General features: G+C 71.4%; 14 protein-coding genes. 4 read left to right on the top strand and 10 right to left on the bottom strand.

The window, feature by feature from the left end; genetic code table 11:
* Positions 1-83: 83 nt before the first annotated feature.
* Positions 84-1,220: a molecular chaperone DnaJ gene (dnaJ, locus tag OG520_RS27460; protein ID WP_266419396.1), complete on the bottom strand. Its 1,137-nt coding sequence runs from the start codon at positions 1,218-1,220 to the stop codon at positions 84-86.
* Entirely contained in the window at positions 1,221-2,237 is a 1,017-nt protein-coding gene (gene hrcA, locus OG520_RS27455; RefSeq protein ID WP_266419393.1) for a heat-inducible transcriptional repressor HrcA, read from the bottom strand.
* Between the two features lie 198 nt (positions 2,238-2,435).
* Between hrcA and OG520_RS27450 the strand changes: the two genes are divergently transcribed.
* Positions 2,436-3,158: an MBL fold metallo-hydrolase gene (locus OG520_RS27450; RefSeq protein ID WP_406014974.1), complete on the top strand. Its 723-nt coding sequence runs from the start codon at positions 2,436-2,438 to the stop codon at positions 3,156-3,158.
* 87 nt (positions 3,159-3,245) lie between these two features.
* Positions 3,246-4,067, top strand: coding sequence for a DUF3097 domain-containing protein (locus tag OG520_RS27445; protein WP_399326597.1), 822 nt, complete (start codon positions 3,246-3,248; stop codon positions 4,065-4,067).
* A gap of 37 nt (positions 4,068-4,104) precedes the next feature.
* Here OG520_RS27445 and hemW read toward each other — a convergent pair whose 3' ends face one another.
* The 4 genes from hemW to lepA all read right to left on the bottom strand — a co-directional run bounded on the left by hemW (position 4,105) and on the right by lepA (position 11,681).
* Positions 4,105-5,346 carry a radical SAM family heme chaperone HemW gene (gene hemW, locus OG520_RS27440; protein ID WP_399326599.1) on the bottom strand — a complete coding sequence of 414 codons (1,242 nt, stop codon included), beginning with the start codon at positions 5,344-5,346 and terminating at the stop codon, positions 4,105-4,107.
* A gap of 74 nt (positions 5,347-5,420) precedes the next feature.
* On the bottom strand, positions 5,421-7,346 hold the full coding sequence (locus OG520_RS27435; RefSeq protein ID WP_406016578.1) for a SpoIIE family protein phosphatase: 1,926 nt from the start codon (positions 7,344-7,346) through the stop codon (positions 5,421-5,423).
* Between the two features lie 210 nt (positions 7,347-7,556).
* Complete coding sequence (locus OG520_RS27430; RefSeq protein WP_399326601.1) at positions 7,557-9,446, bottom strand: AMP-dependent synthetase/ligase; 1,890 nt, start codon at positions 9,444-9,446, stop codon at positions 7,557-7,559.
* 360 nt (positions 9,447-9,806) lie between these two features.
* Positions 9,807-11,681, bottom strand: coding sequence for a translation elongation factor 4 (gene lepA, locus OG520_RS27425; protein WP_399326603.1), 1,875 nt, complete (start codon positions 11,679-11,681; stop codon positions 9,807-9,809).
* 215 nt (positions 11,682-11,896) lie between these two features.
* On the opposite strand from lepA, the gene rpsT reads away from it, so the two are divergent.
* Entirely contained in the window at positions 11,897-12,163 is a 267-nt protein-coding gene (gene rpsT / locus OG520_RS27420; protein WP_124717766.1) for a 30S ribosomal protein S20, read from the top strand.
* A 337-nt stretch (positions 12,164-12,500) separates the two neighbouring features.
* Here the strand turns inward: rpsT and holA are convergent, their stop codons facing one another.
* Entirely contained in the window at positions 12,501-13,487 is a 987-nt protein-coding gene (gene holA, locus OG520_RS27415) for a DNA polymerase III subunit delta (RefSeq protein WP_266419375.1), read from the bottom strand.
* Positions 13,488-13,631: 144 nt separating this feature from the next.
* Here holA and OG520_RS27410 point away from each other — a divergent pair, with 144 nt between their 5' ends.
* Positions 13,632-13,877, top strand: coding sequence for a hypothetical protein (locus OG520_RS27410; RefSeq protein ID WP_385324572.1), 246 nt, complete (start codon positions 13,632-13,634; stop codon positions 13,875-13,877).
* A gap of 171 nt (positions 13,878-14,048) precedes the next feature.
* Here OG520_RS27410 and OG520_RS27405 read toward each other — a convergent pair whose 3' ends face one another.
* The 3 genes from OG520_RS27405 to OG520_RS27395 form a co-directional block, all read right to left on the bottom strand.
* Positions 14,049-14,933: a YceI family protein gene (locus OG520_RS27405; protein ID WP_385324569.1), complete on the bottom strand. Its 885-nt coding sequence runs from the start codon at positions 14,931-14,933 to the stop codon at positions 14,049-14,051.
* A 295-nt stretch (positions 14,934-15,228) separates the two neighbouring features.
* Positions 15,229-17,847 carry a ComEC/Rec2 family competence protein gene (locus OG520_RS27400; RefSeq protein WP_406014973.1) on the bottom strand — a complete coding sequence of 873 codons (2,619 nt, stop codon included), beginning with the start codon at positions 17,845-17,847 and terminating at the stop codon, positions 15,229-15,231.
* Positions 17,844-19,031, bottom strand: coding sequence for a helix-hairpin-helix domain-containing protein (locus OG520_RS27395; RefSeq protein WP_406014972.1), 1,188 nt, complete (start codon positions 19,029-19,031; stop codon positions 17,844-17,846). The genes OG520_RS27400 and OG520_RS27395 overlap by 4 nt, the downstream gene beginning before the upstream one ends.
* Positions 19,032-19,158: the final 127 nt, after the last annotated feature.

The following is a 19,158-nucleotide window of genomic DNA, read 5'->3' as shown; positions in this document are numbered from 1 at the left end:
GACGGGGTCCGCTTTGTACTCAAACGCCGGACGGACCCGTCGAGCGGGCCCGTCCGGCGTCCGGGAACGGTGTGCCGGGTCGGTCAGCGGCCGTTGAAGGCGTCCTTCAGCCGGGAGAACAGCCCCTGCTGGCCGGGCTGGAACTGGCCGGTGGGCCGCTCCTCGCCACGCAGCTTCGCCAGGTCCCGCAGCAGTCGCTCCTGCTCCGGGTCCAGCTTCGTCGGGGTCATCACCTCGACGTGCACGATCAGATCGCCGCGCCCGCCGCCCCGCAGGTGCGTGATGCCGCGTCCGTGCAGCGGGACCGACTGGCCGGACTGGGTGCCCGGCCGGATGTCGACCTCCTCCAGGCCGTCGAGCGTCTCCAGCGGCACCTTGGTGCCGAGCGCGCCCGCCGTCATGGGGATGGTGACCGTGCAGTGCAGATCGTCGCCGCGGCGCTGGAACACCGCGTGCGAGAGCTCGTGGATCTCCACGTACAGGTCGCCGGCCGGGCCGCCGCCGGGGCCGACCTCGCCCTCGCCCGCGAGCTGGATGCGGGTGCCGTTGTCGACACCGGCGGGGATCTTCACGGTGAGCGTGCGGCGCGACCGGATGCGGCCGTCGCCGGCGCACTCCGGGCACGGGGTCGGCACGACCGTGCCGAAGCCCTGGCACTGCGGGCAGGGCCGCGAGGTCATGACCTGGCCGAGGAAGGACCGGGTGACCTGGGAGACCTCGCCGCGGCCGCGGCACATGTCACAGGTCTGGGCGGAGGTGCCGGGTGCGGCACCCTCGCCACTGCAGGTCGTACAGACGACGGCCGTGTCGACCTGGATGTCCTTGGTGGTGCCGAACGCGGCCTCGGCGAGATCGATCTCCAGCCGGATCATCGCGTCCTGGCCGCGCCGGGTGCGCGAACGGGGTCCGCGCTGCGACGACGTACCGAAGAACGCGTCCATGATGTCGGAGAAGTTGCCGAAGCCTCCCTGTCCGAATCCGCCCGCGCCGGCGCCGCCGGAGGCGGACAGCGGGTCGCCGCCGAGGTCGTAGACCTGCTTCTTCTGCGGGTCCGACAGCACCTCGTAGGCGGCGTTGATCTCCTTGAACCGCTCCTGGGTCTTCGGATCGGGGTTGACATCCGGGTGCAGCTCGCGGGCGAGCCGACGGAATGCCTTCTTGATCTCGTCCTGGGATGCGTCGCGGCGTACGCCGAGTACGGCGTAGTAGTCCGTGGCCACTTACGACTCCGCCAGGATCTGTCCGACGTAACGTGCCACTGCGCGTACCGCTCCCATCGTTCCGGGGTAGTCCATGCGGGTCGGTCCGACCACGCCGAGTTTGGCGACTGCCTCGTCGCCCGAACCGTAGCCGACCGCGACGACGGACGTGGAGTTGAGCCCCTCGTGGGCGTTCTCGTGCCCGATACGTACGGTCATGCCCGAGTCCTTGGCCTCGCCGAGCAGCTTCAGCAGCACGACCTGCTCCTCCAGTGCTTCCAGCACCGGCCGGATCATCACAGGGAAGTCGTGCCCGAAGCGGGTGAGGTTGGAGGTGCCGCCGATCATCAGCCGCTCCTCCGTCTCCTCGACGAGGGTTTCGAGCAGGGTGGAGAGCACGGTGGACACGGTTCCCCGGTCCTCGCTCTCGAAGGATTCCGGCAGATCCTGCACCAGCTGCGGGACGTCCGCGAAACGGCGTCCGACGACCCGGCTGTTGAGCCGGGCCCGCAGATCGGCGAGAGAGGTCTCGCCGAACGGGGCGGGGCAGTCGATCATGCGCTGTTCGACCCGGCCGGTGTCCGTGATCAGCACGAGCATCAGCCGGGCGGCTGCCAGTGACAGCAGCTCCACATGCCGCACCGTCGACCGGGTCAGCGAGGGGTACTGCACGATGGCGACCTGCCGGGTCAGCTGCGCGAGCAGCCGTACGGTGCGGCCCACGACGTCGTCGAGGTCGACCGCGCCGTCGAGGAAATTGTGAATGGCACGGCGCTCCGGCGACGAGAGGGGCTTGACCCCCGCGAGCCTGTCGACGAAGAGCCGGTAGCCCTTGTCCGTCGGGATGCGTCCGGCACTGGTGTGGGGCTGGGCGATGAAGCCCTCGTCCTCCAGCACCGCCATGTCGTTGCGGACGGTCGCCGGGGAGACCCCCAGCTTGTGCCGCTCGGTGAGCGCCTTGGAGCCGACGGGCTCCTCCGTGCCGACATAGTCCTGGACGATGGCGCGAAGCACTTCGAGTCTGCGTTCGCTGAGCATCGCGCACACCTCCAGCTGTGTTTCCTCGTGGTTCTCGGGTCGTTCCTGTTCCTGTGCCCAGGAATCCGCTTGGCACTCGGTCAACGCGAGTGCCAGCAATCCCCCGGCCAGTGTACGGCGGCCGAGTGGGGGGCTAGCAAGGGCGACCGGCCACGCTACCGCGAGACCGTGCAGGTCGTTTGCCGATAGCGTCCCGGTATGGATGCCTCTTGGGAAGAGTTCGGATGGGAGCGACTCGGTCACGGAGTGGGCCGGCGGCGCCTTCCCGGGTGGGACGCGACCGTCGCACTGGTGGCCGGAACGGACGGAGTGCTCCTCTACGACACCGGATCGACGCTCCGTGAGGGTGCCGAGGTGCGGTCCCAGGCCCAGGCTCTGCTCGGCCGGAGGGTGACGCATATCGCACTCAGCCATCCCCATTTCGACCACGTCCTGGGCACCGCCGCGTTCCCCGGCGCCGAGGTGTACGGGGCGGTCGGCATGGCGGAGCTGCTGGAGCGGGGGGCGGACGACCTGCGCAGCTCGGCGGTGCGTCACGGAGTCGGCGAGCACGACGCGGCGGAGGCCGTCGACGCGCTGGTGGTGCCGCGGCACCAGGTGCGCGGCGAGTGGACGCTCGATCTGGGCGGCGGGCGCGAGGTGCTGCTGGCCGACGTGGGCCCCGCACACAGTGGCCACGACCTCGTGGCGGTCGTCCCCGGCTCCCCCGCGATCGTGCTCTGCGGCGACCTGGTCGAGGAGTCCGGCGAGCCGCAGGCGGGCCGGGACGCGTTCCCGTCCCGCTGGCCGGCCTCGCTGGACCGGCTGCTGGCGCTGGGCGGCGAGGACGCGGTGTACGTTCCGGGGCACGGGGCGGTGGTGGACGCGGCGTTCGTACGGGAACAGGGCGAACAACTGGCCGTACGCTTCGGCGTGTCGTGACCCTCAGGGCCTGCCCGGCGGATCATGGCCGGGGGCGCGTCCGACCCTGATCCGCCGGACAGGCCCTGGTCGTCCTATCGTCGTCCGATGCGCAGCTACCAGCCGGACCTGACCCCGCCGTGGAAGAGGTCCGCCCCCGTTCCCGAGGTCCCCGCCGAACCCGATCTGGTCGTGGAGGAGGTCTCCACCGGATTCTGCGGTGCGGTGATCCGCTGCGAGAAGACGGCCCAGGGTCCGACAGTGACCCTGGAGGACCGATTCGGCAAGCACCGGGTGTTCCCGATGGAGCCGCGGGGCTTCCTGCTGGAGGGCCGGGTGGTCACCCTCGTACGCCCCTCGGCCGCCGCTCCGGTGCGCCCCGCCCGTACGGCCTCGGGTTCGGTCGCGGTCCCCGGGGCGCGCGCCCGGGTCGCGCGGGCGGGACGGATCTATGTGGAGGGCCGGCACGACGCGGAGCTGGTCGAGCGGGTCTGGGGCGACGACCTGCGGATCGAGGGCGTGGTCGTCGAATACCTGGAGGGCATCGACGACCTCCCCGCCCTCGTGCGCGAGTTCTCCCCCGGCCCGGACGCCAGGCTGGGCGTCCTGGTCGACCACCTGGTGCCCGGCTCCAAGGAGTCCCGGATCGCCGCTCAGGTCTCGGACGCGAACGTGCTGGTGGTCGGCCACCCCTACATCGACGTGTGGGAGGCGGTGAAGCCGTCCTCCGCGGGCATCACGGCCTGGCCGGTGGTCCCGCGCGGCCAGGACTGGAAGACGGGCGTGTGCCGCGCGCTCGGCTGGCCGGAGAACACCGGCGCGGCCTGGCAGCGGATCCTGGCCACGGTCCACTCGTACCGGGACCTGGAGCCGGCCCTGCTGGGTTCGGTGGAGCACCTGATCGACTTCGTGACGGCGCCGGCAGAGTAGCCCGCCGGTCCACGCCCCCGCCCCGCGGCCCCGGCCCTCAGTCCACCAGGTCCCGCACCACCGCGTCCGCCAGCAACCGCCCCCGCAACGTCAGCACCGCCCGTCCCCGCTCGTACGGGCCGGGCTCCAGGAGGCCGTCCGCCAGGGCGCGGCGGGAGGCGGCCAGGCCGGCCGGGGCCAGGATGCCGAGGGGACAGCCGTCCGCGAGCCGGAGCTCCAGCAGGATCCGCTCGACCCGCCGGTCCTCCTCGGAGAGGATCTCGCGTCCGGCCCCCGGCGACCGCCCCTCGGCCAGCGCCTGGGCGTACGCGCCCGGGTGCTTCACGTTCCACCAGCGCACCCCGCCGACATGGCTGTGCGCCCCGGGCCCGGCGCCCCACCAGTCGGCCCCGCGCCAGTACAGCTCGTTGTGCAGGCACCGGCCCTCGGGCGTACGGGACCAGTTCGACACCTCGTACCAGGAGAAGCCCGCCGCGGCCATCGCCTCGTCCGCGATCAGATACCGGTCCGCGTGCGCGTCGTCGTCGGTCATCGGGATCTCGCCGCGCCGGATCCGCCGGGCCAGCTGGGTGCCCTCCTCGACGATCAGCGCGTACGCCGACACATGGTCCGGCCCGGCGCCGATCGCCGCGTCCAGCGAGGCCCGCCAGTCGTCGTCGGACTCCCCCGGCGTGCCGTAGATCAGGTCGAGGTTGACATGCTCGAAGCCCGCCTCGCGGGCCTCGGCGACACATGCCTCGGGCCGGCCCGGCGTATGCGTACGGTCCAGGATCTTCAGCACGTGCTGCCGGGCGCTCTGCATCCCGAACGAGATCCGGTTGAAGCCGCCCTCCCGCAGTTCGGCGAGATACGCCGGACCGACGGACTCCGGGTTGGCCTCGGTGGTGATCTCTGCGTCGTCCGCGAGCCCGAACTCCTCACGGATCGCCCCCAGCATCCGGACCAGGTCCGCGGCGGCCAGCAGCGTCGGCGTACCGCCGCCGACGAAGACGGTGCGGACCGGACGCGGATCGTCGCCGAGGACCTTGCGGGCCTGGCGGACCTCGCCGATCAGATGCTCGGCGTAGTTGTCCCGGGAGGCCAGCGCGCCGCCGGAGCCGCGCAGCTCGGTCGCGGTGTAGGTGTTGAAGTCGCAGTAGCCGCAGCGGGTCGCGCAGTACGGCACGTGCAGGTAGAAGCCGAGCGGCCGGCCGGCGGCGCCTTCCAGGGCATGGCGGGGCAGCGCCCCGTCGTCGGGTACGGGTTCACCATCGGGCAGTACGGAAGGCATACCGCCCATTGTCGCTCGCCGCCGGGGAACCCTCGGCCACGGCCGTGATCACTGAGGCCGCGCCCGCCCCCGGACGCGGGTCCTCACCCGGCCTGGAGCACCAGCAGCGCCAGATCGTCGTCGGGCGGACGCTCGGCGAATTCGTGCACCGCCCGCTTGATCCGGTCCGCGATCCCGTCCGCCGACAGCCCGGTGCAGGCGGCCAGCGCCTGGGCCAGTCCGTCCCCGTCGTCGAACATCAGCGGCCCGCAGCGCCGCTCCGTCACTCCGTCCGTGACGCACAGCAGGCTGTCGCCGGGCGCCAGCTCGAAGCTCTCGCTCTCGTACGCGACGTCGTCGAAGATCCCGAGCAGAATCTGCGGCTCGGCGGCCGGGCGCACCTCGCCGTCGGGCCGCAGCAGCAGCGGCAGCGGGTGGCCGGCGCTGGCCAGGGTGCAGCGCACACCGCCGCCGGGCAGCGGTACGAGCTCTCCGTACAGCAGGGACAGGAAGCGGGACTGTCCGGTGTCCGCCGTCTGCTGGCCGCCGGCGGCGGCCACCATGAGCGCGGCCGCCTCGGCGGCCTCCATGGCGTCGTCGAGGAGCAGCCGGTTGAGCCGGTCCAGGACCTCGCCGACACCGAAGCCCTCCCGGGCCAGCAGCCGCAGCCAGGGCCGGGCGAGGCCGGTGACGACGGCGGCCTCGGGGCCGCTGCCCTGCACATCGCCGAGCACGAAGCACCAGCGGTCGCCGGGACACGGGAAGATGTCGTAGAAGTCGCCGCCGACGACTCCGTCGTCGCTGGGTTCGTACACCAGCGAGCTGGAGACCCCGGGTATGTCGGCGACCTTTCCGGGCAGCAGCGCGCGCTGCAGGATGCGGCTGATGGTGGCCTGCCGGGTGTAGGCGCGGGCCGCGCCGACGGCGAGGCCGACCCGGCGCACGAAGTCCTCGATGAGCGCGGTCACTTCGTCGGGGACACGGGCGAGACCCTCCCGGCCGAGCAGTACGGCGCCGAGTGTCCGGCCGCCCGAGGTGATCCGGTAGGCGAGGGCGGACGCGGCGCGCTCCTCGGCCTCCGCGCCCTCCTCCTCGCCGCCGGGCCACGGCATGGAGACGGGCCCGGTGCCGACCCGCTCGGGGAGCCGGATCGGGGCCTGCTCCAGCACGGTGCGCAGCTGCCCGGTCTCGGCCTCGTCCCGGTGCCAGACGCTGGCGAGCCGGGGGACGGCCGAGGGGCCGCCGTTCTCGGGCTCCAGCCAGATCGCGCACCAGTCGGCGAGTCTGGGCACCAGTAACTGCCCGGAGAGCGCCGCGACGATGTCCTCGTCGAGCTGGCCGGCGAGCAGGTCGGATGCCTCGGCGAGGAACGAGAGCGCGCCGCGGCCGGCCCAGTCCGCGTCGTCGCGCAGCGCGCGCCGGGCGGTGGGGGCGAGCAGCTCGGCGGCGCGCAGCCCCTGCTGGAATTCGGGCTCGGCCGCCGGTTCCGGGAACGGGTTCCAGTCGTCCACGGGAAGCCGGGCCCAGACGGTCTTGAGGCCGGTGCGATAGGTGATGCCCCAGCGCTCGGAGAGGGTGCCGACGAGCTGGAGCCCGCGACCGTACTCGGCGGGCTCGTCGGGGCCGATGAGGCCGACGCCCTCCGCCGCTTCGGCAGCGCTTCCGGTCTCCGGGCGGTCGCTGCGCACGGCGCGGGCCGGATGGTGGTCCGAGACCTCCAGCACCAGGGCCGCGACCTCGTCCTCGGTGGCCTCCTCCAGCCGGGCGAGCACTTCCACGCTGGTCCCGGCGTGCACGACCGCGTTGGTGACCAGTTCGCTGACGACCACCTCCGCGTCCTCGGCCACGCGCTCGCTGAAGCCCACGGCCGCCGGCAGCCCGAGCCCGGTCCACTCGCCGAGCGCGGCCCGGACGAACCGGCGGGCGGCGGAGGGTGCGAGGAGGTTCCCGGGCAGGGACGTATGGGCGGCAGGCCGCGCGTCCGCACGGCCTGCGGGAATACCGGGACGCTGAACGATGTCCCGCTGCAAGGGAATGGGCCCCACGGTGCAGCTCCTGCCTGTTCTCGCTCTGTCTGTTCTCGTTGCTGTCTGTCTGTTCTCGTTGGGCGACGCTGACGACACCGACAGAGTGACAGATGGACCATGCCCATAAGCAGCGAGTTGCCGAAGTGAGCGGAGAAAATGAGCGGGGAGGAACAGAAGCAGCCGCACCGGGCGGCCGGTCCGCGCGGACCTGGCTCAGGCCTCGCGGGTCCCCGCGTACATGTCGTCGATGAGGCCCTTGTACTCGCGCTCGACGACCGGCCGCTTCAGCTTCAGACTGGGCGTCAGCTCGCCGTGCTCGATGTCGAGGTCGCGGGGCAGCAGGCGGAACTTCTTGATGGTCTGCCAGCGCTGCAGCCCCTCGTTGAGCCGCTTCACATAGCCCTCGATGAGCGCGACGGCCTGCGGGGAGGCCACCACCTCGGCGTACGGCTTCCCGCCCAGGCCGTTCTCGGCGGCCCAACCGAGGATGGTCGGCTCGTCGAGGGCGATCAGGGCGGTGCAGAAGTTGCGGTCCGCGCCGTGCACCAGGATGTTGGAGACGAACGGGCAGACCGCCTTGAACTGTCCCTCGACCTCCGCCGGGGCGATGTACTTGCCGCCGGACGTCTTGATCAGGTCCTTCTTGCGGTCGGTGATCCGGAGATAGCCGTCCACGGAGAGCTCGCCGATGTCGCCGGTGTGGAACCAGCCGTCCGACTCCAGCACCTCGGCGGTCTTCTCCGGCTGCCCGTGGTAACCCTCCATCAGACCGGGGCCGCGCAGCAGGATCTCGCCGTCGTCCGCGATCCGTACCTCGGTGCCGGGAAGCGGCTTGCCGACGGTGCCGGTGCGGTAGGCCTCGCCCGGGTTGACGAAGGAGGCGGCGCTGGTCTCGGTGAGGCCGTAGCCCTCCAGGATGTGGATGCCGGCGCCCGCGAAGAAGAGGCCGATGTCGGGGGCGAGCGCGGCCGAGCCGGAGACGCAGGCGCGCAGCCGGCCGCCGAAGGCCTCGCGGATCTTGGCGAAGACGAGGGTGTCGGCGACCTTGTGCTTGGCGCCGAGCGCGAACGGGACGGAGGCCGTGCCGGTGTGCCGGAAGTTGTCCTGCGAGACCGTCGCGTACTCGCGGGCGACCCCGGCCGCCCACTGGAAGATCTTGTACTTGGCCCCGCCGCCGGCCCGCGCCTTGGCGGCGACGCCGTTGTAGACCTTCTCGAAGATACGGGGCACGGCGGCCATGTACGTCGGCTGGACCACCGGCAGATTCTCGATGATCTTGTCGACCCGGCCGTCGACGGCGGTGACGTGGCCGACCTCGATCTGGCCGGAGGTGAGGACCTTGCCGAAGACGTGCGCGAGCGGCAGCCAGAGGTACTGGACGTCGTCCTTGGTGATGAGGCCGGTCGCCACGGTGGCCTTGGCCATGTACGACCAGTTGTCGTGCGGCAGGCGCACGCCCTTGGGGCGGCCGGTGGTGCCCGAGGTGTAGATGAGGGTGGCCAGCTGGTCGGCCGTGATGGCGGCGACCCGCTCCTTGATCGCCTCGGGGTGCTCCGCCAGGTACGCGGTGCCGCGGGCCTCCAGATCGGCGAGGGTAAGCACCCAGCCCTCCGGGTCGCCCTCGGCGGGTCCGGCGTCCTCGGGGTCGATGACCACGACATGGGCGAGGTCCGGCAGCTCGGCGCGGCGCTCGCGGGCCTTGGCCAGCTGGGCGGCGTTCTCGGCGATCAGCACCCGGCTCCCGGAGTCGGAGAGGATGAACGCCGACTCCTCCGCGTTGGTCGACGGGTAGATCGTGGTCGTGGCGGCGCCCGCGCACATCACACCGAGGTCGACGAGGATCCATTCCACTCGCGTACCGGCGGCGAGCGCGATCCGTTCCTCCGGCCGCACGCCCAGACCGATGAGCCCTGCCGCGACGGCGTAGACCCGCTCGGCGGCCTGCGCCCAGCTCAGCGACTTCCACTCATCGGGTCCCGCACCGGTGGCCGAGGGGACGGGGTAGCGGTAGGCCTCCCCGTCCGGGGTGGCCGCCACGCGGTCGATGAAGAGGTTCGCCACGGAGGGCGGTCGGTTCTCGATCAAGGTCAGTGTGTCGCTCACGACGTCCTCCGGGCCTGCGGGTGCTTCACGACCGGCTGCTGATTGCTGCTTGTTCCTACGGGTGTCTGCGTGCTTGATCCTGCGGCGCTTGTTCTGCGGCGCCTGTTCCGCTGTTCTGCGGGGCTTGTTCCGCGTTCTGCGGGGCTTGTTCCGCGCGAGGCTTGTTTAACTGGCGAGTAACTACGAAGCCGTGATCAGGGTAGAGCGCCCGCGTCCACCGCGTAAGAGGCAACGGGCCGCCGCTTCATAACAAACGGGCCCCTGTGTCGCGGGGTGCTGCGACACAGGGGCCCGTTCGGGCTACCACGGGGCAGGGGCGGACGGAGCCGGACCTCGGGTCACGGCTCCGGCCGGGGCGGGCTACTTCTTGCCCTTGCTTTCGCCGCCCGACTCGTCCGTGGACAGCACGGCGATGAAGGCCTCCTGCGGCACCTCCACGTTGCCGACCATCTTCATCCGCTTCTTGCCCTCCTTCTGCTTCTCCAGCAGCTTCCGCTTACGGGAGATGTCACCGCCGTAGCACTTGGCGAGGACGTCCTTGCGGATGGCGCGGACGGTCTCGCGGGCGATGACCCGGGAGCCGATGGCGGCCTGGATCGGCACCTCGAAGTTCTGCCGCGGGATCAGCTCGCGCAGCTTGGCGACGAGCCGGACACCGTACGCGTACGCCTTGTCCTTGTGCGTGACCGCGGAGAACGCGTCGACCTTGTCGCCGTGCAGCAGGATGTCGACCTTGACGAGGTGGGCGGACTGCTCGCCGGTGGGCTCGTAGTCGAGCGAGGCGTAACCCCGCGTCTTGGACTTCAGCTGGTCGAAGAAGTCGAAGACGATCTCGGCGAGCGGCAGGGTGTAGCGGATCTCGACCCGGTCCTCGGAGAGGTAGTCCATGCCGAGCAGGGTGCCGCGCCGGTTCTGGCAGAGCTCCATGATCGCGCCGATGAACTCGCTGGGGGCCAGGACCGTGGCGCGCACGACGGGCTCGTGCACCTTGTCGATCTTGCCCTCGGGGAACTCGCTCGGGTTGGTGACGGTGTGCTCGGTGCCGTCCTCCATCTCGACGCGGTAGACCACGTTGGGGGCGGTGGCGATGAGTTCGAGGCCGAACTCGCGCTCCAGCCGCTCCCGGATCACGTCGAGGTGGAGCAGTCCGAGGAAGCCGACACGGAAACCGAAGCCGAGCGCCGCGGAGGTCTCCGGCTCGTACACCAGGGCGGCGTCGTTGAGCTGGAGCTTGTCCAGCGCCTCGCGCAGGTCCGGGTAGTCCGATCCGTCCAGCGGGTACAGCCCCGAGAACACCATCGGCTTGGGGTCCTTGTAGCCGCCCAGCGCCTCGGTCGCGCCCTTGTTCAGGGAGGTGATGGTGTCACCGACCTTGGACTGCCGGACGTCCTTCACACCGGTGATGATGTAGCCGACCTCACCCACGCCGAGGCCGTCGGCCGGGGTCATCTCCGGGGAGGAGACCCCGATCTCCAGCAGCTCGTGGGTGGCGCCGGTGGACATCATCCTGATGCGCTCGCGCTTGTTGAGCTGGCCGTCGACGACACGGACGTACGTGACGACGCCGCGGTACGAGTCGTAGACCGAGTCGAAGATCATCGCGCGGGCCGGGGCGTCCGCCCGGCCGACCGGGGCCGGGACGTCCCTGACCACCCGGTCGAGCAGCGCGTCCACGCCGACGCCGGTCTTCGCGGAGACCTTGAGCACGTCCTCCGGCTGGCAGCCGATGAGGTTGGCCAGCTCCTCGGAGAACTTCTCGGGCTGCGCGGCCGGCAGGTCGATCTTGTTGAGCACCGGGACGATGGTGAGGTCGTTCTCCATCGCCAGGTAGAGGTTGGCGAGCGTCTGGGCCTCGATGCCCTGCGCGGCGTCGACCAGCAGGACCGTGCCCTCGCAGGCTGCGAGCGAGCGGGAGACCTCGTAGGTGAAGTCCACGTGGCCCGGGGTGTCGATCATGTTGAGGACATGGGTGCGACCCTGGCCCTCGCCCGTGGTGGGCGCCCAGGGCAGACGCACGGCCTGGGACTTGATGGTGATGCCGCGCTCGCGCTCGATGTCCATACGGTCGAGGTACTGAGCGCGCATCTGCCGCTGGTCGACCACGCCGGTCAGCTGGAGCATCCGGTCGGCAAGGGTCGACTTGCCGTGGTCGATGTGCGCGATGATGCAGAAGTTGCGGATCAGCGCCGGGTCGGTACGGCTCGGCTCGGGCACGTTGGTAGGAGTCGCGGGCACGCAGGGTCCTGATTCTTGAGACGCCGAACGCCGTGTCTCGGGTCGATGTCGGTTCGGTCGGATCGATACGTAGCCTCCATCGTCCCATGGTTGCGGGGCGGAGACCGGTTTGGGCCGGTCGGAGTGGGGCTGGTACCGTTGACAGCTGTGCCTCGCGACTCTCTCAGGCCGTGGGGCGCACATCGAAGATCCAACGAACCTGAAAAGGCTCTTTCGTGGCGAACATCAAGTCCCAGATCAAGCGGAACAAGACGAACGAGAAGGCGCGCCTGCGCAACAAGGCCGTCAAGTCCTCGCTCAAGACCGCTATCCGCAAGGCCCGTGAGGCTGCCGCCGCCGGTGACGTCGAGAAGGCCACCACGGCCGCTCGCGACGCCTCCCGCGCGCTCGACAAGGCCGTCTCGAAGGGTGTCATCCACAAGAACGCCGCCGCCAACAAGAAGTCGGCGCTGGCCTCCAAGGTTGCCTCCCTCCAGGGCTGAGCATTCTGATGTGATCGCCGGGACGGACCCAGCGGGCCCTCTCTCCCGCTCCTGACCGGCACCCCGCGCCGCACACCGAACCTGCGTTCGCCACGCGGGTGCGGCGCACCAAGCTTGAACCGAAGGCCCCGGCCTCCGCTCTCCCCAGAGCGAGGACCGGGGCCTTCGGCGTACGCGCACCTGCCGGAGCCTTCGGACACGTACTCCTGCCAGGGGCTTCGGCCTTTCGGCATACGCGCACGCGCCGGAGCGCCCGGGGCACGTACTCCTACCAGGGCCTTCGGCCTTTCGGCGTAAGTGCACGTGCACCTGCCGGACGGACGGCCCCGCCCCGGGGCTACCGGCCCGACCGCGCCGCCCGCGCCACCGCGACCACGGCCTTCTCCAAGGCGTACTCCGGGTCGTCGCCACCGCCCTTGACGCCCGCATCCGCGTCCGCGACCGCCCGCAGGGCCAGGGCCACCCCGTCGGGCGTCCAGCCACGCATCTGCTGCCGCACCCGGTCGATCTTCCACGGCGGCATGCCCAGCTCACGGGCGAGGTCGGCGGGCCGCCCCCCGCGGGCCGAGGACAGCTTGCCGATCGCCCGTACGCCCTGCGCCAGCGCACTCGTGATCAGCACCGGCGCCACTCCGGTCGACAGCGACCAGCGCAGCGCCTCCAGCGCCTCCGCCGCCCGCCCCTCCACCGCGCGGTCGGCGACCGTGAAGCTCGACGCCTCGGCACGGCCCGTGTAGTAACGGGCGACGACCGCCTCGTCGATGGTGCCTTCGACATCCGCGACGAGCTGCGAGGCCGCGCTCGCCAGCTCCCGCAGATCGCTGCCGATGGAATCGACCAGCGCCTGGCACGCCTCGGGCGTGGCCGAACGCCCCAGCGCCCGGAACTCCGACCGTACGAATGACAGCCGCTCGGCCGGCTTGGTCGTCTTCGGGCACGCGACCTCCCGCGCCCCTGCCTTGCGCGCCGCGTCCAGCAGGCCCTTGCCCTTGGCGCCGCCCGCGTGCAGCAGCACGAGGGTGATCTCCTCGACCGGATCGCCGAGATACGCCTTGACGTCCTTCACCGTGTCGGCGGAGAGGTCCTGCGCGTTGCGCACGATCACCACCTTGCGCTCGGCGAAGAGCGAAGGGCTCGTCAGCTCGGCGAGGGTGCCGGGCTGGAGCTGGTCGGAGGTGAGGTCGCGGACATCCGTGTCGGGGTCGGAGGCACGGGCCGCCGCCACCACCTGCTGCACGGCGCGGTCGAGGAGCAAATCCTCCTGACCCACGGCGAGCGTGAGGGGTGCGAGCGGATCGTCGGTGGAATTCCTTCTGGTGGCCATCGCCCTCCAGCATCCCACGCACCACTGACAGCCCGGACTCCGCGGACTCCCGCACTCGCCGCACTCGCCGGACTCCCTCGCTCGCCGGGCGGTCCGGCTCCCGTCGCCGGCGGGGCGGTCCGCGCCGTACGGGAGAATGGGCCGGTGAGCGATGTGAGACATGTGCTGGTGCTGCCCGACCGCGATGCCGCGGAGGAGGTGGCCGGAGAGCTGACCGACCGGTTCGGGGTCGCCGAGGAGCCCCAGCTCGTACGCGACGCACTGGCCGGCGAGGACGACGCCGAGGACGCCCAGTGGCTGGTGGTCGTGGAGGACCCGTCGGCACGACTGGACGCCTCGGCACTCGACGCCTTCGCCGCGGAGTACGAGGGCTGGCTCGAAGCGCCTTAGAACCTGTCCTGCGGATCGGAGCCGTCCAGCGGGTCAGAGTTGCCCGGCAGGGCAGAGTTGCCCGGCGGGTCAGAGCCTGTCACTGTCCGGCGGGTCAGAGCCTGTCCGGCGGATCGGCGGCGGGCACGGGGTCGCCCGGCTCCTGATGTCCCTCGGTGTCCGGAGGCGGGCTCAGCTCTTGGGGACGATCTGGATGTCCATGTCGATGGAGATGCTGGAGCCGACGGCCGCGATGCCACGGGCCAGCATGGTCTGCCAGGTCAGGGTGAAGTCCTCACGGTGCAGTTCCGTGGTGGCCCGGCAGGCGGCGCGGGTCTCGCCCTCCAGGCCGTTGCCCAGGCCGAGGTACTGGGTGTCCAGCGTGACCGTGCGGCTGACGCCGTGCAGCGTGAGCGCACCGGTCACGCCCCAGCGGGTGCCGCCCCGGTGGACGAAGCGGTCGCTGTAGAACTCCATCGTCGGGTAGCGCCCGACATCGAGGAAGTCGCTGGAGCGCAGGTGGTCGTCCCGCATCTGGACGTTCGTGTCGATCGACGCGGCGTCGATGATCACGTGCATGGCCGAGTCCTCCATGCGGTCGGCGATCCGCACCGCACCCGCGAAGGTGTTGAACCGGCCGTGAATGCGCGCGAGGCCGATGTGCCGGGCCGTGAAGCCGATCTGCGAGTGCGTCGGCTCGACCTCCCACTCGCCCGGAGCGGGCAGCTGCGGAGGCGCGGACAGTTGAAGGGTCACATCGCCGAGACTCGCGTGACCGCCCTCGACCACCGTGGCCGAGCCATGGAACGGGGTGAAGCCCTCGGCAGTGACGGCCAACCGGTACTCACCGGCCGGGACGGTGGCCAGCACATTGCCGAACGGGTCCGTCTCACCGCCGAAGACCTTACGGCCCGCGCCGTCCGTGACCGCGAACTCGGCCAGCGGAACGACCTCATTGACGGGGTCGAGCACGCGGCAACTGAGCAGTCCGGCGGTGCGCGGCACCTCGAGTCCGGCAAGGGCGTTGCCCTGCGCGGCCCCCGCCGCTCGCCTGCTATTCAGCCAACGACCGAACATCTTCCACCTTCCCCCCGGGACGATTCACCTTGGGGCCCGGCGGCTGGACGTCTCTGTCGGAGCAGCGGCCCACCGACGAGCATGCATTCGATCACCATTGTGGCGTTCGAGGCAAACAGAGCAGCTCGCAGGGGCTTGGGTGGAGGTGTTACCGAAGGTCCGAATTGATCACTCCGCCGGCCAGACCCGAAGCCCTTCATTCCGCGCACACCACCTTGCTCCGTACCCGCCGTCTTGCTCCGTACCCACCCCCTTGTTCCGTTTCCGTACGCGCCGCGGTTCTCGGAGGGCGCGGTCATGACCGGCCCACCGCTCGCAGCCCAGGCCCGGCACCCGTCACGGCGATCGCGCCGTCGGTGTCCGTACGCAGCACCACGGCGCCGCTCGTTCTGAGCGCGTCGACGGTCCGGGCGGCCGGGTGACCGTACGGGTTGTCCTTGCCCACGCTCACCAGGGCGAACCGCGGGTGCGCACTGCGCAGCAGAGCCGGGTCCTGATAGGCCGAGCCGTGATGGGCGACCTTGAGCACATCCACCCGCGGCAGCGCGGGATACCTGCGCAACAGCCCCTGCTGTGCCGGTGGTTCGAGGTCTCCCAGGAGCAACAGGGTCAACCCGCCGGCCCGGACGTACAGGGTGACGCTGGCATCGTTCGGCTCCAGCGGTACGGGCCCGGCGCCCCGGTCCGCCGATATTCCACCGGGCCCCGTGGCGTTCGCCGGCCAGAGAACCCGCCAGTCGAGCGCCCCGATCCGGCGGCGTTCCCCGGGGGCGGCCCGAACCAGGGGCACGTGCGACCCGGCCGCCGCCCTCCGTACGAACGCGACCTGGTCCGGGGGTTCGTCCAGGCTCGTCGTCTCGATCGCGCCCACCGCCCTGCCCCGCAGCACACCGGGCAGGCCCCGCACGTGGTCGGCGTGGAAGTGTGTGAGCACCAGGAACGGCACCTCCGTGATGCCGAGGTCGTGAAGGCACCGGTCGACGAGGGAAGGATCGGGTCCGGCGTCGACGACCACCCCCGCGCCGTCCCCCGCGGCCAGCACCAGGGAGTCCCCCTGCCCCACGTCGCACATCGCGAACGCCCAGTCCGGCGGCGGCCATCCGGTCAGCACGCGGGTGAGCGGCACCGGGCGCAACACCGCCAGGATCAACAGCAGCGCGGCGGCCGAACAGACCCAGGGATGGCGCACGATTCGACGGGCGAAGAGCACCACCAGAGCGGTCAGCGCGGTGAGCAGCACCGCCCCCTTCCCACCGTCGGGCCAGTCGATCTCCGCTCCCGGCAGGGCAGCCCCGGTGTGGGCCACCGTGGCGATCCAGCCGGCCGGCCACCCCGCGATCCGGGCGAGCAGCTCCGCCACCGGCATGGCGGCCGGTGCCAGGGCGAGCGCGGCGAACCCGAGGATCGTGGCCGGTGCCACCGCGAACTCGGCCAGCAGATTGCACGGGATCGCCACCAGACTGACCCGGGAGGCGAGCAGCACGACGACCGGCGCGCACACCGCTTGCGCAGCGGCCGCCGCGGCCAGCGCCTCGGCGAGCCGGGGCGGAACTCTGCGCCGTTGCAACGCGTCGCTCCATTTCGGCGCGATGGTCAGCAGAGCGCCGGTGGCCAGCACGGAGAGGACGAAGCCGTAACTGCGCGCCATCCACGGGTCGTGGAGCACCAGCAGCAGAACGGCGGCTGCCAGCGCGGGAATCAGCGATCTGCGCCGCCCCGTGCCGATGGCGAGCAGGGTGATCAGCCCGCAGGCCGCTGCCCGCAGAACGCTCGGCTCGGGTCGGCAGACGATGACGAAGGCCAGTGTGAGCCCGCCGCCGAGCAGCGCCGTGAGTCTCAGCGGGATCCCCAACCGGGGCGCCAGACCACGGCGTTCGGCGCGAAGCGCCGTGCCCGGCGGTCCGATGAGGAGGACGAGCAGGATCGCCAGGTTGGCACCGGAGACCGCCATCAGATGGGTGAGATCGGCGGCCTTGAACGCCTCGTGCAGTTCGGGAGTGATCCGTGAGGTGTCGCCGACCACCAGGCCCGGCAGAAGAGCCCGCGCATCGGGTTCGAGCCGCTCGGTCGCCTGTCGCAGACCGCCTCGCAGCGCGCCTGCCGTGCGCTGGAGGAAGGAAGGAGGCCCGAGGATGTGAGGCGGGCCCTTGCCCTCGGGTCGCAGTACGGCGGCATTGCGCTCCCCGTCGTGCAGTGGTGGCGCCAATCGGCCACCGACACGCAGGTGCGTGGAGGGCAGCAACTGCTGCCACTGCCCCATCGATCCGCCGGGCGAGACGATCAGCAGAACTGGCGTACTCAACCTGGTGACCGCGCCGTCGGGGCCGGTCAGCCAGGTGATCTCGGCGTCCACGAGGAGGGACGCGGGCGTGCTGTGGTCGCCGCGCACCCGGGGCAGGGTCCGCCGGGCGTCGGACGTCACCGTCACCTCCGCCTCGACCCTCGCGAACCGCTGGGCCAGCAGGTGGACCGGCCCCTGCCGTACGTCCGCGCTGTGCAACCCGGCCGATGCGGCCCCGGCCGCCGCGCAGAGCAACGCCGCAGCGGTGGCGGTCGCCGTGGCCCGCGGCCGCCGCCGACCACGTACCGCAGCTCCACTCTCCCCCTCATCCTCTCCCTCCGCCGCCACTCCCCCGGTGCCGGCGGACGGCCTGTGTGACGTGGTGCCGGCGGATCCCCTGCGCAGCGCATGGGTTGCCGAGGCTCCCGACATGGCCAGGAGCACCATGGCCGCCCCCACGCAGAGCACCACGCTCGTGGTGGTCCACCGCCCCGGCGCGCTCAGCGCCAGCGCCGCTCCGGCCCAGGCCGCCATGGCCGGCGGGACCAGGCGAAGATCGACCGGGCCCTCCTGCCGTGGCTCGGAGGCGCCGAGCCGACGGCCCGACGCCGCATGGACGTCCAGGTGGCTCATGGCCCCACCAGCGGTTGGAGGTCGGCAAACCGTCGGTCACCGATTCCGTTGACCTCACGCAGTTCATCGACGGACCGGAAGCCGCCGTGCTGTGCGCGGTAGTCGACGATGTGCTGGGCGAGAACCGGGCCGACCCCGGGCAGCGTGTCCAGCTGCTCGACGGTCGCGGTGTTGAGGCTCACCGGGCCGGCCGAAGAGCTCCCGCCGCCGCCCACCGCCGCCGCTCCTCCCGCCCCGCCGACGGCTGAGGGGCCGGATGGGACGCCCACCACGATCTGCTCCCCGTCCATGAGCACCCGCGCCCGGTTGAGCCCGGTGAGGTCCGCTCCGGCCCGGACTCCGCCCGCCGCACGTAACGCATCGGCGACCCTTGCTCCGGACGGCAGTTGAAGGACACCAGGCCTTCGCACCTTTCCGCTCACGTCGACGACGATGTGTCCGCCCGGCCCTGTCATGGGCGGTGATCCCGCTGACGGCTCCGGCACTTCGGCTTCGTCCGACGCCGGGGGCGGTGTCAAGGGCGATGTCGGGGCGTTCGCGGCTTCGTTGACCGGATCGGGCGCGCGCACGGAGTGAGGGCGCGCGGACCAGAAGTGCACCGCGGCAAAGACTCCGGCCGCGACCAGGACAACCGCCAACGCGGCAAGGTTCTTTGGCTCCAGCCCGCATCTGAGCTGCAGCCACACCGGAATCCGCTCCCGCAACGCGAGAACCAGCCGCTCCCATCGCCGCTCTGACGCACCACCGGAAACCGGAACCGGAACCGGAACCGTGGCCGAGGCCCGCGCAGAAGCGGGAACGGCAGTTGCGGTAGCGGCCGCAGCCGGCCCGGGGCTCGGGACCGGAGTCGCGGCCGAAGCCGGGCCCGAAGCCGGGCCCGAAGCCGGAGCCTGAGCCGGGGCGAGCCCCAGCACGGGCCGCGCGACCCGTCCGCCGTACGCACCTGCCGCACCTGCCGCACCTGTCATGAGGGCGTCCGCCCGACGGCGCGAAGCCGTGGCCAAGGCGTTCGCACGCCCGCGCGACGACCGTCGCCGACCGGGCCCGAGGCCCGGCCCCAAGCCCGGTCCGACGCCGACGTCTGGTCCATTGCCGGGGCCGCTACGAACACGGCCGTCCGAGGCCGGGGCACGGCCGGGGCCACTGCCGCTTCCGCTGGTTGCACGATGTGATCGGGGAGCCATGCCTCACGACGGTAGGCACATCTGCCCGAATCCGCTGAACAGACCCAATTCCGGTGGACAACCAACCAGTTGTGGATAACTCGGCCACCCCGAGGAGTGACGCACAAACGGCAGGAGGCAAGCAGGC

Origin of the sequence: Streptomyces sp. NBC_00984 (genome assembly GCF_045162475.1) — a bacterium.
In the GTDB taxonomy this organism is placed as follows: domain Bacteria; phylum Actinomycetota; class Actinomycetes; order Streptomycetales; family Streptomycetaceae; genus Streptomyces.
This window is presented reverse-complemented; position numbering and strand designations above follow the sequence as displayed.